This window comes from Tolypothrix campylonemoides VB511288_2 (assembly GCF_045999855.1).
GTDB classification, from domain to species: domain Bacteria; phylum Cyanobacteriota; class Cyanobacteriia; order Cyanobacteriales; family Nostocaceae; genus Scytonema; species Scytonema bouteillei_A.
On record NZ_JBFPMW010000001.1, the window covers coordinates 894099 to 909363 of the forward strand.

The 15265-nt window shown below is 43.2% G+C and carries 15 protein-coding genes; 1 reads left to right on the forward strand and 14 read right to left on the reverse strand.

Translation table 11 applies throughout. The annotated features are described in order from the left end of the window. Window positions 1-36: 36 nt before the first annotated feature. Window positions 37-2121: a 3'-5' exonuclease gene (locus AB0756_RS03765; RefSeq protein ID WP_038086825.1), complete on the reverse strand. Its 2085-nt coding sequence runs from the start codon at window positions 2119-2121 to the stop codon at window positions 37-39. Window positions 2122-2361: 240 nt separating this feature from the next. Between AB0756_RS03765 and AB0756_RS03770 the strand changes: the two genes are divergently transcribed. Continuing rightward, window positions 2362-3270 carry a hypothetical protein gene (locus AB0756_RS03770; RefSeq protein WP_038086822.1) on the forward strand — a complete coding sequence of 303 codons (909 nt, stop codon included), beginning with the start codon at window positions 2362-2364 and terminating at the stop codon, window positions 3268-3270. 392 nt (window positions 3271-3662) lie between these two features. Here the strand turns inward: AB0756_RS03770 and AB0756_RS03775 are convergent, their stop codons facing one another. From AB0756_RS03775 to AB0756_RS03835, 13 genes are all read right to left on the reverse strand, one after another. Beyond that, on the reverse strand, window positions 3663-4751 hold the full coding sequence (locus AB0756_RS03775; protein ID WP_050046536.1) for a hypothetical protein: 1089 nt from the start codon (window positions 4749-4751) through the stop codon (window positions 3663-3665). 29 nt (window positions 4752-4780) lie between these two features. Next, window positions 4781-6706: an N-6 DNA methylase gene (locus tag AB0756_RS03780; RefSeq protein WP_408037186.1), complete on the reverse strand. Its 1926-nt coding sequence runs from the start codon at window positions 6704-6706 to the stop codon at window positions 4781-4783. A gap of 63 nt (window positions 6707-6769) precedes the next feature. Continuing rightward, on the reverse strand, window positions 6770-7015 hold the full coding sequence (locus tag AB0756_RS03785; RefSeq protein WP_050046539.1) for a hypothetical protein: 246 nt from the start codon (window positions 7013-7015) through the stop codon (window positions 6770-6772). A 79-nt stretch (window positions 7016-7094) separates the two neighbouring features. Further along, window positions 7095-7337, reverse strand: coding sequence for a ribbon-helix-helix domain-containing protein (locus AB0756_RS03790; RefSeq protein WP_038086819.1), 243 nt, complete (start codon window positions 7335-7337; stop codon window positions 7095-7097). Between the two features lie 52 nt (window positions 7338-7389). Beyond that, window positions 7390-7596: a hypothetical protein gene (locus AB0756_RS03795; protein WP_038086816.1), complete on the reverse strand. Its 207-nt coding sequence runs from the start codon at window positions 7594-7596 to the stop codon at window positions 7390-7392. Between the two features lie 267 nt (window positions 7597-7863). Next, entirely contained in the window at window positions 7864-8505 is a 642-nt protein-coding gene (locus AB0756_RS03800) for an Rpn family recombination-promoting nuclease/putative transposase (RefSeq protein ID WP_237266011.1), read from the reverse strand. 131 nt (window positions 8506-8636) lie between these two features. Next, window positions 8637-10271, reverse strand: coding sequence for a reverse transcriptase domain-containing protein (locus AB0756_RS03805; RefSeq protein WP_082051857.1), 1635 nt, complete (start codon window positions 10269-10271; stop codon window positions 8637-8639). Next, window positions 10268-11164, reverse strand: coding sequence for a hypothetical protein (locus tag AB0756_RS03810; protein WP_050046540.1), 897 nt, complete (start codon window positions 11162-11164; stop codon window positions 10268-10270). The genes AB0756_RS03805 and AB0756_RS03810 overlap by 4 nt, the downstream gene beginning before the upstream one ends. Further along, window positions 11161-12318 carry a DEAD/DEAH box helicase family protein gene (locus tag AB0756_RS03815; RefSeq protein WP_050046541.1) on the reverse strand — a complete coding sequence of 386 codons (1158 nt, stop codon included), beginning with the start codon at window positions 12316-12318 and terminating at the stop codon, window positions 11161-11163. Before AB0756_RS03815 ends, AB0756_RS03810 begins: the two co-directional genes overlap by 4 nt. Before the next feature lie 119 nt (window positions 12319-12437). Next, the gene (locus AB0756_RS03820) at window positions 12438-12833 is read right to left on the reverse strand and encodes a VOC family protein (protein ID WP_038089304.1); all 396 of its coding nucleotides are present in this window, start codon (window positions 12831-12833) and stop codon (window positions 12438-12440) included. A 112-nt stretch (window positions 12834-12945) separates the two neighbouring features. Next, window positions 12946-13719, reverse strand: coding sequence for a ZIP family metal transporter (locus AB0756_RS03825; protein ID WP_038089301.1), 774 nt, complete (start codon window positions 13717-13719; stop codon window positions 12946-12948). 110 nt (window positions 13720-13829) lie between these two features. Next, window positions 13830-14840 (reverse strand): zinc-dependent alcohol dehydrogenase family protein, encoded by a 1011-nt coding sequence (locus AB0756_RS03830; protein ID WP_038089298.1) that lies wholly within the window; start codon window positions 14838-14840, stop codon window positions 13830-13832. Between the two features lie 53 nt (window positions 14841-14893). After that, window positions 14894-15103 carry a hypothetical protein gene (locus tag AB0756_RS03835; protein WP_038089295.1) on the reverse strand — a complete coding sequence of 70 codons (210 nt, stop codon included), beginning with the start codon at window positions 15101-15103 and terminating at the stop codon, window positions 14894-14896. Window positions 15104-15265: the final 162 nt, after the last annotated feature.

A 15265-nucleotide genomic window follows, 5' to 3' on the forward strand; every position in this document is an offset into this window, starting at 1 on the left:
CTTCGTCAGCCTGCATCTGCGTTCATCTGCGGTTAATTAAACTTGAATCTTTTGCCAACGAGAAGAGGAAAGAGAATCTAGAAATTGAGAAGGAGACACTTTAGAACCGCACACCATCAAAGCCCGCATAGCGCGAGTGCAACCCACATAAAACAAGCGACGTTGCTCGTTCAGCGTAGCAGGTATTTCCTCTTGAGGAATTGTCTCATCAATCCGAGGTAAAATTCCTGCTTGCAAACCAACAACAGCTACAAAAGGAAATTCCAAACCTTTCGCTGAGTGGAGAGTTAACACCTTAATATAACGAGCGTTGAGATCGATTTCCTTACCAGAAACAAACTGAGCTTTCCAACCTCGTTGGCTGAGACGACGGGCGATATCTTGTCCGAGTTGGGAGTTGGGACAAAGTACCCCTCCACCATGAATAGGAAGGCGAAACTGTTTGGCGGCGGTGGTAAAAAATTCCCCTATGGCTTGTACTTGTTTGTCGATGTTCTCTATCAACAGCAAGGTGGGTGAATTTCCTTGATAGGGAGAAGATAATTGTTGCAGACATTCTTCATCTCCCGCATTTGTTCCTTCTAAAATGGTGGCACAAGCTGAGGAGATTTGTTGGGTGTTGCGGTAATTGCGACGTAGCATTAAAGTCCTCCCACTGACTTTTAAATCTACATGAATCTGTTTCCAACTAAAGCCACGTTGATAGAGAGATTGGGAAGCATCAGCAGTTAAGTAAACTCCCTTGAAGGAAGGAATCAAGGCGAGTAAGAAGCGCAAGGCGGTTGGAGATAAATCTTGTGCTTCATCAATAAGGATTGCTTGATAAGGTTTTTGAGGTAATTGTGAAACGTATTCCAGTGCTTGACGGCGCATTTGTTCCCAGGTAATTAAGCGATTTTGCTCCATGAGTTGCAGCCAAGTTTGGTATACTGCCCAAATAGCTTCCCGTGTTTGATTGCGGAGGGGAACAACTCGTCCTTGGCGGTTTGCGGCTAGGTATTCCTCTAAACTGGAGATACCCCAGGTTTCAATGACATCCAAGATTTCTTGCAGTAAGTAGGGAGTTCCCAAACGTTGCAGACTTTGTAAGCGTACTTGGCGGTCAAAAATGTTTTTGGAAGGAATTTCTGTTGTTTGCAGCGCTGTTTCTAAATAGTGGAGTGCTTGTTCTGGTTTCGCAAAATGAGGTTCGCCATAGCGTTGTTTGTAGTAAGAACGCGTTAGGGAATCAACAGTGACAACATCAACACCGCAATCTTTAGGGGATTTACCCAGTAATTGAGTTAAGAGTTGTTCGGAGTAAGAAACTAGGGCGTTGGTGTAGGTTGTAAAGAGGATAGATTGATAACCCAATGTATGAAGTTTTTGCACCTGGTATAGGGCTAGTGTTGATTTTCCCGTACCGGGACCGCCTTTGACTAAGGTAGGACCTTCAGTTATACCATCCCGCAACTTTTCTTGTTCGGGATCGAGTTTTAATAAAAAAGCTGCTAGTTCGCCTTCGACATAACGTTCCAAATCTTCCGGGTTTTGCAGTAAGTATTCTGGCTGGGTATCAATGTCTTCAAGGGAACGAGGGAAGAGATTATCTAAAATGCGATCGATAAATTGGTGAGGAATTGGTAAGTTGAGTAAGTCATCTTCCGTGCGAACTTTTTGCAAATCTTGCCAATATTCTTCGGGAATGCGCCACTTTGTAAGGAGGGTGGGAGTGAGGTTTTGGGGAAGGAGATTTTTGGGTGGTGGGGATACGGGTTTGATTTGTTGTCCTGTTGTGTCTTCTTCTAAGATGGGGTCGCAATGGGTGATTTCGACGACTTCGGTATCTGATGGAGAAAATTCTAGTTCGTAGGTTCTTTCGTTGCGCTTGCGGAGGCTGAGGAGTTTGACGCTGTTTTGACCGATACTGTAGATTAATCGATAATCACCAATACGAACGCGGTAAACATTTTTATAGTTCTTTAGCTTTTTAGCATCACCTTGGGCGGAAATCGGGTCTTTTTCCAGGATTTTAACGGTTTTGGGCAAACGCTGGCTGATTTTTTTCGGTATATTCAGGGCTTCGTTGAGAAAGGTGTGGGCGAAGGATACCGTCCAAGTAGATGTAGCTAAAGTTGACATGAGGTATGGAATATGCCGAATTGGTTTTGATTATGGTAATCGCTAACGAGAGGTATAGCATATGACCGTATAATTTGCCAATACGCAACTTATAATGTCAAGAAAAATTATTAAGAAGTTTCTTTATAGGGTAAATTTAGGAAGAATATTTATTTTTTGACTAAAAAAGTTTATTTTTAACAATTAAGATAAAAAATGCTAAGAAACACGCTTTAATGCTTAAGGCGATCGCAAATAACAATGATTCGACAGCCTCACGACCAATTTGCAAAACAATATTTAGAAGAGTTACTGTCACCTTTCGGTAAGGTGGAAGTCAGCCGAGAAATCACTGATGAGGTTCGTCAGGCAGATATTTTGTTTTCCCCCTTACCTTCACCCCAGGCGAATCTGGAATCTCTAGGACTGCTTGGGAAAATAACAGCCAGTACTTGTTTGTTAGAACCTTTTCGCAATCAACCTAGCAGAACAGAAGTACGTAATTGCTTACTCAAGCTACTTGCTTACTTCGGGGAATTGCAACGTAAAGCAAAGCGAGAAAAAACTTCTTTGCCAGAGAATAATTTACCGCGTTTGTGGATTTTAGCGACTTCGGCTTCGGATACGTTGTTGGAGAGTTTTGGCGCTAAACTAGAGCTACAAAAATGGCCTCAAGGAGTGTATTTTTTCCCTGAGTCTTTCCGAACAGCGATAGTGGCAATTAACGAGTTGCCAGTTACGAATGAAACACTCATGTGTAGAGTTTTAGGGAGGGGATCTGTTCAGCAAAATGCAGCAAGGGAGGTGGCTGCACTTTCACCAAACAATCCGTTGCGTCAAAACCTGATAGAACTACTTTTTAGCTGGCGCATTAGTGTAGCCAGAAATCCAGAAGACATGACTGAAGAAGATCGGGAGATCGTTATGAACTTTAAAGAGGTTTACGAGCGAGAAAGGACTAATATATTACAACAGGGACTACAACAAGGACTACAACAAGGACAACGCCAAGTTGTGGAAAATTTGCTCAGAGTCCGTTTTGGTTCTTTAGATGAGGAACTATCGGCCATAGTTGAACCCATGCTACAGTTACCGTTAGAGGAATATACTCGTCTTTGTATAGAATTATCTCGCGAGGAACTGTTAGCTAGGTTTTCGGGCATCCGTTAAGTCAACTTTTATTAACTTCAAATGAATGCACCAAAGCGGGTTTTTTAAACAAACCCGCACATTTTTTCATTCCCCATTCTCGAAGTACCTCACTCCCAACCCATCTCCCATCATGCTAAATCCGCTTTTATAACCCTTTTTTGCCCTAACGATTAGAAATCGCGACTGTACAAACGTTCCTCCGGGTATCTCCTTACCGAGACGCTATGTGCAAGGCACACACTAAGCGCAAAGCGCACGCTCCGCGATGCCGCAGGCTATGCCCGCCAGGGCTATACGCGATGCGGCAGGCTATACGCCAGTTGGCAGGGAGCAGGAAACCCTCCTGCAGCGCTGGACTCACCGCCTACGCGGACTAAGCAGTCAGGGGGGTATAGCACTGAGGTCTAGTATTACTTCTTCTTTCTCCGCTTTGGTTTCCCCTCTGGAGGTGGAGTCAGTTGGAAGCTACCATCATCTGTAGAAACCACATTCTCATTACTTTGATTGGGAATGGGCAAATCTATGACGGGTTTTGGTAAGTTTTCATTGAGGGGAATATCCCAGTAAGGATCGTATTTCTTTGTAAAAGTTTCAAGTCCAATAGTTTGGAGTTCGTCAAAGCAAGCGAGACAAAGTTGTGGTGCTTTGGGATAACTTTTGTGACTGAAAGTTGAGAGGATGTGGGCGTATTGTTCTCGGTTGAGTCCGTAAGCATCAGCGACAACTGCATCTATAGCAGCACGAACTAACCAGCGATCGTCTTCTGAGGGGAGAACTGGGAAGGTGAAAGGGGATTGGCTTTCTCTCCAAATTTCGCTTAGTTGTTCCCGCCACAGGGGTTCGTATCCGGTGTGATTGCAGGTTAGGCGTAGGGCGGAGTGGGAAAGGAAAGCATGGGAAAAAGAAGGAACCGGGATCATGTTAAGTAGAAATTTTGTAACATGAGAAGCAGCACTTAAACGTATTACCCAGTCAACAGAGTAAGAATTTAGAAATGAGATCGTTGCACAAGCTATTGCTATACTACGTTCAGCAGCTAATTTTTCATGTGTTACGGTGTGACCTGAAGTAGTACCATATGACAAGAGCGCTGCTATTAATGTTCTCTCATTCGTGCTTGAAGAAACTTCTCGAATTCCAATTCTATAAAATTTCACTAATTTTAAAATTTCCTGTTTATCTTGTAGTTTTAAAAGAGAAACTAAATATCTAGAGCGTTCTTCCCATCTATCAGTATACTGATGAAAAGTTTTCCCCTCATGAAGCACAAGATAACCCATTTCCAACAGTTGCTTTGCCACCTCTGGATTGCGTGGGTCTTTACCATCTGGTAAAATTTCAGAAGTAGGTGTAAAGCGCCAAGCATCATCAGTCATATTAAGTTCGCGACCTAGTTTAACACCTAAGCGATCGCACACCTTACCAAAAGGTTCGCCATTGGCAAAGCAAGTCTTAGCAACCTCTAAATCTTTCTCAGAACGCAACTCTAGCAAACTCAAATATTCGCCACCTGTTTTTTGGACAAAATCTAGAGTGTAATCAAGTGCTTGACGTTCGCTATTTTCTTGAAATAACCATTCATCTGACGAAGATTCTGTGCAAAGACATCATCGACTCGATCTTGCTTTCCACCGGGATACGTCAACAAATGCTCAAAAAACGGACCCGTCAAAGAATCTCCCAACACCAAACGGTGGTCTAAAAAAGTCAAAGGTAAACCCTCAGCGTGAGACTCCAACCATAAAGATAACTTCGCTAACTCCACCGCCAAAGGATTCTTATCCACCCCATACAAACAATGTACCGCAACCAAACGCCGACATAATGCGATCGCTTCTGCTTGAGAAAATCCCGTTTCTTCACCTTCTGGTGCAGCCGAAGGTAAATACTTCATTAATTTATCATCTGGATCGGGTAGATCGATCGCTCGTTGACGGAATATTTTTGCTCTTTGAAAAGCCAACTTTCGCGTTTCTTCATCCTCAGAACTTTCTGCTTGTTGTTCGGCTTTCAAAGCCAATTCATCACATAACCGACAAGCCTCATATAATTTCTCACCCAAAAAACGACAAGCTTCCACTAAAAAGTGACCGCTTCCCATAGCTGGATCTAAAACCTTTAATTTCAATATCTCCCCCGGTTTTGGATCTTCTTTTGGACTGAGTTCGTTGATTTGGGGTTCCAATGTTTCCTTCACCAAGAACCTAACAAAAGAACGAGGAGTGTAATAGGAACCACTTGCTTTTCTTCCCAAACCAACCCGTAAATAAAACCGTCCCGGCGGAATTTCTTCTATCCATTCCACCTTAGTTTTCTTACCCCGCTTTGTCGTCTCCTCCTCTTCTATTTCCTCCTCATCCTCTTCCCCTATCTCCTCTTCTCCTTGTTCTACTCTCCCCTTGTCTTCAAAAGCGGGACGATATTTCTCCCCCTGGGCTATAGGAACAACCACCTCTAATTTTTGTCGCCGCAAACGACACATAGGTTCAGTTGTAATTCCCGGTTCTAATTCCAACAAAGCTTCGTAAACTCGCCCCAAATCTTCCATATCCAAAGGACCATAATGAACTCTTTCCCGCCCTTTCCCCTTTTGCGGCGTAGTCCATAACAATTGATCCAACAAATGAGCAACAGCCCTCTCTCCCCAAGTTAAATAAGACAATACAGGCGTTGCATTCTCCCCAAACAACGCACCACCGAGGGGTTTTACCGACATTTCCGTACACTCAATACCAGAGACGAACATTTTAAATAACGCACGCATTCCCGACTCTAAGAAACTCCCCGTCTCCCAACCATCATCCAAAATCTTGCGCCCATAATCTGCTAAAGCCAAACTCGGTGAAAAAGTATTGCGCCACAAACTTGCAGAAGCAAAGCTAAACGCCTGTGCGGGGTTATCGTTTGTCTCCGACTTCAGGATAAACAACAAACGATAAACAATAATTAACCCTTCCTTCCAAAGTGCTTTTGCAAATTCTGCACTCTGTTGAGACTTGGTACGTAAGATTTCAGCATTCCGGGGATGGTCTAAAATTTCCTGTATAAACCTTTCAACTGCACGTCGCGCTTGTAGCCGTAACTCCTTCGTGACTCGCGCCTGTTGTAACCTCGCCTTCTCTACCAAGTCAGGTAAAGCTTTGACTCCATCGGGACAAGCTAGGGCTAGAAAAAACAAGAAAGAATCGGGAAGATTGCGATCGCGTTTCCAATATGGGTCAATAGCAATATTAACTTGAGAATCCGGACGTGCAGGGTCAGAAATTAACAACCGCAATTCTACCCCGTTTGTTAACAAACCCAACCGTTCCCCACTCGTCAGTAATACCCGTTGAGCAATGCGTAAATGGCTGTAACGATAAGCACTTCCGCGTCGAGCAGGTGCATCCAAATCCGTCTCAAAATCTACACACCACACCCGCAATTTTGCTTTACCATCCGCACTTACCAACAACTCTCCGCCCGATTCCAACCCCTCGCGAGTTGCAACATCTCCTGCTGATTCAATACGGTCATATCATAGTAACTTTAATAACGGTAATATAATATGATTTCTGACACGTACCGCACCCCCTCGCGTTGCCAATTCCCTCAATTTACGTCGGTAGACAGTCCAAGCCTCTTGTAATTCCTTCCCCTCATTTCCCGTAATTTTATGGATAAGCTTTGCTTTTGTAAGTTTTTTTTCTAACTCAAAGCGAACAAAAGGTTTGGGTAAAGCAGGACCTGTAAAAGTGCAGTGTTGGAGAAGTGCGAGAGGCATATGTGAGAATTGAGATTTATGTGGCTGTGCAAAAACGACTTACACGGTATTGATTTTAGCCTTACTCCTCACGTACCTGCTAGAATTGTGTCAGAATTTGGTTAACAAAAGTTTTCCCGTCGATAGGTGGAGTTTGTTTGCTTGTTGCGATCGCAACATCTATTTTTTCTCTGGCAGAATTTATCCAGTCAGCATCAGCCTGCTCATATTCATCAAGCAGTCTGAAAACAATCTCTAACAATTCTTCAGCATTACGATATTTACCTGTTTGCAACTTGGCTTGGATAAATTTTTCTTGCTTTGGTGTAAGTATAATATTCATATTTATTTCATCAAATCATCTCGCAAAGAACGTCTATTATCTCTAACGTTTCTTAAGCTTGTGTGCGAGCAATTTGTCCAACTTGTTCAAGAGTTAACCCAAGTAACTCTGCTATCTCATGCTGTGTCATCCCACGCTGTAACATTCGGAGTACAAGCTCCAATTGTAATGCTTCTCGACCTTCTTGGCGACCTTCTTGACGACCTTCTTCTTTAGCTTCTTGATAAACTCTGGTTTTCTCTAAATCAATTCCTAACATGGCTTCCACTTCAACTTGGCTCGAATCAATGAATTTATTAACGGCGAACGAGCACCCAATTTGTTAAGTATCAATCCTTCCTCATTTTGATTTTCTCAAATTATCTGCTCGCGAAGAACGTCTATTATCTCTAACATTTGTTAAGCTTGCACGCGAGCAATTTGTCAAAGGCGAATGAGCACCTAATTTGTTAAATATCAATCCTTCATCATATTTATGTCATCAAATCATCTTCTTGCGAAGAAAGCTTTTTGTCTCTGTCGTTTCTTAAGCTTGTGTGCGAGCAATTTGTCTGACTTGTTCAAGAGTTAATCCAAGTAACTCTGCTATCTCTTGCTGTGTCATTCCACGCTGTGACATTCGGAGTACAAGCTCCAATTGTAATGCTTCTCGACCTTCTTGGCGACCTTCTTGACGACCTTCTTGACGACCTTCTTGACGACCTTCTAGACGACCTTCTTGACGACCTTCTTCTTTCGCTTCTTGATAAACTCTGGTTTGCTCTAAATCAATTCCTAACATGGCTTCCACCTCAACTCGGCTCAAATTAATAAACTTGTAAACAGCGATGGTTGTAATTACATCTATTATGTCATCCTTTGGGAGGGGGCTTGTTTCTTCAGCTTTGACCCGCTCAATTAACTGCTTTGCTTGTGCTACCATTTGTGCTTCCGACGCGATGGTTAGTTGCAGCAAGCTAATTGCAACTGGTTGTTCTTCAGGGTTACCCAACTCATCTAAATAGATGCGTCGCACTTGCGAACTGTTGATGAGCGAGCGATGGAGATTTGTCTTTTGTGGTTCTAAACTCCTTGAGGGAAAAATCACTACTCCATACCAATCATCATACACCCATGGATTGCGATGCAGATACAGTAACGATTCTGAAAAAAAGCGATGGTACAGCAACTCGGGTAGAGTCGAGGGAGAGTATTACCTCTCGCCCCTCTCTTTTAAATCTGGACGTGCGTATTTTTACGCATCCAGCTTCCGATATTCTTAGGGTTAAGGTTTTTGTCGTCGTAAGACCGGGTTGTCCTTCACCGAGGATTATTTTCTAGGTATTCTTCGGTGACTTCCAGACCTACTTGCGTGATTAACGTAGTCTCCTTCCCCTTTTGCTTCATGTGGAGATAATCGTGACAGCTTTCGTGTACTGCTGTCAGGTTTGAGTCCTTCCAGTTTCCATGATTGCCGTCAAAATGATGTAGATTTACCTTTTCTTCTGAGGTCAGTTTGTGACCGCAGTATCCACACGTATGGCTTTGCTTCCTTAATAATCTTGAGGTCATACCGTCATATAGCTTACTGTTGCGTTCACTCCAGTAAACTAAGTCTCCATCAAAAGGTGATTTATTTCTTTTGACTTTAATGTGGCGGTTTTCGGAGTAAGGAACCGATGGGAAAGCTTTATCCAGCAGTTTCTTGCTAGATAGGCAATCTTGTTTGGTTTCTTTGTTGAATACCTTGTAGGTTCTGTATTGTACGTAGTAAAGGCTAAATTTAGAGCCGTCCATTTTACAGAACTTGTGGTATTGTCTCCATCCTCGGACTATCGGGGCTAATTTCTTAGCTTTTTCGTTAGCACCATAATTCGAGTTATTGACAATTTTCTTGACTTTCTTACGGAATGCTTTGAAGTTTTCCTCTGAGGGAGAGCTTCTAAACTTGCCGTTTTGCTGTACTTTGAAGTGCCAGCCTAAAAAGTCAAATCCTGAAGTCGAGGCGGTTAGCTTTGTCTTTTTCTCACTTACCTTTAGTCCTCTTTTTGCTAGGAATTGGCTAATACTGTCAAGTATTTGTTTTTCATCGTCTTCTGGTCGTAGGAAGAATACCGCGTCATCGGCATATCGAACACAGGCGTTCACAATGTCCTTTTCGAGGGTAGTTGCTGTTATTTTGCGTCCTCTGTTGACGTGGTATTTATGTATTTCTTCGATTCCATTCAGGGCGATGTTAGCTAGTAGTGGACTCACCACCCCACCTTGACAGGTACCTTGTTCAGGGAATTCGGGGTTGATTCCGGCTTTGAGGCATCGGAATATCCCTAATTTTAGCCCTAGGGGGGCGATAAGGTTCGACATGATGGATGAGTGATTAATCCGGTCGAAGCACTTTTCTACATCTAGCTCAAGGATTCTCTTGTTGATGCCGTTGGACTTTGATTTGAGATGATCGAACACCTGCTTCTGGGCATCATGGGCGGAGCGCCCTGTTCTAAATCCGTAGCTATTTGCGTGGAAGGTGGCTTCGTGTGCTGGTTCTAGGGCGAATTTTGCTAGGCATTGCCAAGCTCTATCCGCGATAGTGGGGATTTTTAGGTATCTGATAGAGCCGTCTTTCTTGGGTATTGGTATCTGCCTAAGCTTTTTGTGATACCAATTTAGCTGCCTTAATAGCAGTTCGAGGCTGAATCTTTCCTCATGAGTTAAGGCGGTTTTACCATCAATACCCGGTGTCTTTTTACCAGCGTTTAGCTGTGTTACTTGACGAATTGCCAGAAACCTAGCCGCACGAGATTTTAGGATCAGCTTTTGTAATTGACGGGCTTTGCGCTTGTCGCCAACTCGAACCGCTTTAAACACTCTTCTTTGTAAGCGGAAAAGGTTTGCCCGGAATTTCTTCCACGCTAACGTCTTCCAAGATTCACTAGTATTGCTACTGTGCCTAATCATGCTCTACTCCAAATTGCGTCTTCTAAATACCTCAAAGCAGTTACGCTCTGTCCTACCCGATGCAGAGGGATTCCGTATCTCGTCTTACCTACCAGGGTTTTCGACCTTTCCCCAGACCTTTGCACCGCATTTTCCACGTTCCCTGTAATTTCTTGACTGCGCTGTTGCAACCACTCAGTTTGTCGGGCTTTTTCTATCTCTAACTCGCGCTTGCGTTCTTTGATAAATGCTTCCGCCACAGATAACCAATTCGTTTGGGCGACATCTTGCGCTTGCTGAGTTGCAGTTTCCCAACATGACTCAAAGTAATTTTTCCACACATTTTTTGTACTTATCGCCTGTTTCGGATCTGCTAAACTAAGCCAATCTTGGGCTTGGTCGTAAAACTCTGTTTCCCCATCCGACCCAACTTTTACCGCCAACACTTTCTCGAATTCCGATCCCGCATTGCTAGCAACTCTACCTAAAAAAGTAAATAGCAAGGTTGGTTTCTCTACATCAGCTTTCACCACACTAACACGGCTATCTTGAGTGTTGCGATCGCCACCGCCAAAGGATAAATTCCTTACTCTATCCACAGCACGCCTTACCAAAGGATGGGCGCGACCTAAAAAACCCACAGGGCGATTTTGTTCGTCGCGAGTCACATCCATATTAGTCGTCAACCGCAAACAATGACTATTGCGATCGTATCCCGGTAACTCATCAAGCCCATAATTCCAAGCTGAGGGAAGACGCATGATGTAAATTTCTGGGTGTTTGGTTGGTTGAAAATCTCCCCCATCTAGCAAAATCCCATCGCGGACAAAACTAAATAAATCTACAGCAGAACTGCGGTTTCCTTTTTCTCTGGCTTCTGTTGCTTCTGTTAGTAACCGTTGTTCTGCATTCAATCCCGCATCTCCCAACCAGGTGTGAGTTCTTGCTGCTTGTTGAAAACTTTTGAGAGAACTGCCAAAACATCACTGTAACGCTTCTTCTGAAAAGCCCTCCGCAACTCAGGTGCTAAAAATTCCAACAACCCATGTTGCAATGCTATATAATCGGGATGTTCCTGATTATTAGCAACAACTGATTTTGGTTCGACAATGCGATTTTTAAACCGATTGGGAATATGAGATTTCAGACGACGAACAACACAATCGCGATAGCCAACGCCCCTTAAATTTCCTCTCCCATCCACTAAGGATAAATCTAACAATTCACACAAAGAAGCAAAAGAACGGTCATTCCCATCATGAGGAGTTGCAGTCAGTAACAACAAAGAATCGCAACGCCGCGCTAAAACCTCCGCCAACCGTCGTCGTTGAGAATCCTCTTTTTCCCCAATAGCGCCCAAGTCCATACAGTGATGGGCTTCATCCAACACCACCATGTCGTAACTAGCTCTTTCCAAGGATTCCAGAATTTTTTCCTGCTTGAGAAAATCAATGGACGCGATCGCCAAAGGAATATAATCAAAAGGATTTGCACCCAACTCCGTACTGCGACGAATTTCTTCCAACCTTCCTCGGTTTACCTCATCCAAACGCAAACCAAAGCGTTCAGACATTTCTAGCTTCCACTGTTCCAACAATGGACCAGCAGGACAAACAATTAGAATGCGATGCACTACCCGTCGCGCCATCAATTCGGTAATAATCAATCCAGCTTGAATAGTTTTTCCCAACCCAACCCCATCCGCTAAAAGCAACCGTACCCGACTCATGCGAATTGCTCGTAATACAGGAACCAATTGATACGCTTCTACACGTAAGCGACCGGGTTGTACGGCGAGGAGAGCATTACCCGACAAAGATTGCTCCAAGAGAAAAGCTTGATGATCAACTAACCAATTAGGTAAAGGCGCAGCGCGATCGGGACGCAAATCGCGAATAACTGCCTCTACAGATTCAAAAGGATGGAGAATATCAAATTCTGTACCTCGCAGTTCTCCTTGCAAGCAACGCAACCTGTAAAGAGTTTGTTGTCCTAACTGAGTAGCACTCACTACTTCCCAACGCAAAGAGCGTGCTTCTACTTCTGTACCAGCTAACAAGTTTGTCATCCTACCATCCACAATCAACACAAAAACAATGAATACAGAACGCTATCATCTTGCCCAAGTTAACACCGCAAACCCCAGGTGCGCCGCTAGAATCGCAACGCCACGCTAAAATTAGCCAATCACTTCAACGCATACTCAGGGCGGTATTCAACCAATTCAATTTCATTGCCATCTGGATCGTTAACATAAATTCTATGCTTGGTTTCGGCTGCTGTTAGCGTGTAATATTCAATCCCTTCTTTCTCAAGCAAATTTTTCATACCTTCTCCATCTTGAATCACAAAACCAACATGATTGATACCAATATTTTGGTAAGGTAAGTTTACGCGATCTTGATTGGCCTCATGATTAAGAGCCAGATAAAATTGATTGTTACCTAAATGTATCCAGTGCCTACCATTAAATACACCTTCGGCACGCACATACCAATCGGGGAATAGAGTTTGATAGAACTTTTGAGTTGCTTGTAGATCTTTACAAGAAATATTTATGTGCTCAAAACGAAGAAGATTCATAATTTTGCTCCTTTTTCAATCAGTTAGTACACTTAAAGTTAATGAGTCAATGCTGTCATTAGTAATTAGTAAGACTTTCAGACATATTTCAATGTTGTAATTCAACAACTAACTACCCCAAAGCAATATCCAAAAACATCATGATGATAAAGCCCAGCATCACACCAATAGTTCCTTCTTTCTCCAATCCTTTACGATGAGATTCAGGAATGATTTCATCACTAATTACAAACAACATTGCACCTGCTGCAAATGCCATTGCCCAAGGCAAGATAAAATTAGCGATACTCACCACGCCGGCACCAATTACACCACCAATTGGTTCAACTAAACCCGTCAGCAGTGAAATCCATAAAGCATAACCTGCTGAATATTTCTCAGCAACTAAAGATAATGCGACTACCAAGCCTTCCGGAATATTTTGCAACCCAATGCCTAAGGCAACAGGAATACCATCTTTAATATTATTATTACCAAAATTAACTCCCACTGCTAATCCTTCAGGAAAGTTATGAATGGTAATTGCAGCAATAAACAACCAAATTCGTTTCAGGTTATTGGAACGAACATTTTCTTGCCCTTTAAAAAAATGTTCGTGGGGCAATAATTTGTGTGTTAATTGCAGAAACACGCCTCCGAGCAAAATACCCGTCGCCATAATCAAAGCTGCACCTGCTTGGGGATAACCTTGAGCAACCGCAGACTCAGTACCCGGTAGGATTAGTGAAAAGGATGTTGCTGCCAACATTACTCCGCCTCCAAACCCCAGCATGATTCCTTGCACTCTTTGCGTAAAATTTATTGGTAGTAAAATTGGTAAGGCACCAATAACAGTGGCGAGTCCCGCGCCTAAACTCGCGATCGCACCTATAACAAGGGGTTCCATAGCTGGTTGTATTCCTACTTAATCCTTGAGCAAGTGGTTTGCAGTCTTTAACTGCTCTTCTTAAATCATACTCGTAATGACTTCGACTTGCAAGAGATTTGGCAAATCTTTTACACCTGCAAGACAATCTTGCCAAAATGCGCTCCACTCTCCATATACGCCAAAGCTTCCCGTGCTTGTTCAAAGGGGAGCTCTCGGTCAATTATCGGTTGGATATTATGTAAGGAGATAGCTCGATTCATCGCCTCAAACATCTCGCGACTACCTACATAAATGCCTTGCACGCAAATACCTTTGTGCAAAATCGAGACTGTACTGACATCAGCATTTAACCCGGAAAGCACTCCAATCAAACTAATATGTCCTCCATAACGGACAGCACGGAGGGATTTATTGAAAGTTCCCGCACCACCCACTTCAATAATGCGATCAACTCCAAGTTTACCCGTGATTTCCCAAACTCTTTCATCCCAGTCTGGTACAGTCTGATAATTCACGACTTCTGCAGCGCCCAATTGCCGCAACTTTTCTAACTTCCAATCGCTGCTTGAAGTCGCAATAACTTTGACCCCCATTGCTTTAGCAAACTGAAGCGCAAATATTGAAACTCCCCCAGTTCCTTGTATCAAAATCGTATCGCTAGCTTTTAACTTGCCATCCGTGACAAGAGCATTCCAAGCAGTTACCGCAGCACAGGGTAGCGTTGCTGCTTCCTCATAAGACAGAAAATCTGGAACACGAACGACACCATTTTGGTCTAGTACAACATACTCAGCTAAGATACCATCAATCGCACCACCTAATGCTGAACGGGATTTTTCTGCTGAATATTCCCCATCTATCCAAGTTTGCATGAAAATGCTGGCAACCCTGTCGCCAACTTTAACTCTAGTTACCCCCTCACCAACAGCAACCACCTCTCCCGCACCATCAGAAAACGGAACAAGCGGTAGTTTTTGTTTAGAGCCATACGCCCCTTTAACGGTTAACAAATCGCGATAATTGAGTGAAGCAGCGTGTATTTTGAGAAGAATCTGTCCCGCTTGAGGCTGGGGTTCCGGTCTATCAACCAATGTCAATGCATCAAGACCTTCCCGAGATTGAACTTCCCACACTTTCATCGTTAGATGCTCCTAGTTGTGCCAGGACTATTCTACAGGAACAGTAGCAATGGTTACTCAGTTGCAGTTGCTGAGTCAAGCAGCTCGAAAGGCCAAGCTAAAGCTTCCAAAAAACAACCAGTTGTTAAGACAACTTTGGCGATCCAAACTATGGGAAAATTAGTGTATTCGTCAAGTTCCTGAAACTGCTGCTTGAGAGCAGTCCATTGAATCAAGGCTCCCAAAAGGTAAGAAATTAGAGCTACCAATACCCAGATAGACATAAAACTTTCTCTCCGTCATTTTATTAAGAATGAGATTAGCTGTTTTAATTTATATTCATTGTTACCTACTGACTGGGCTAGTGGGATTACGCAAAGGTATAGAAAAGTTGATAGCAAGACAACAGATCGGATGTTTACCTGAAACTCCTTGAACAAACGCAA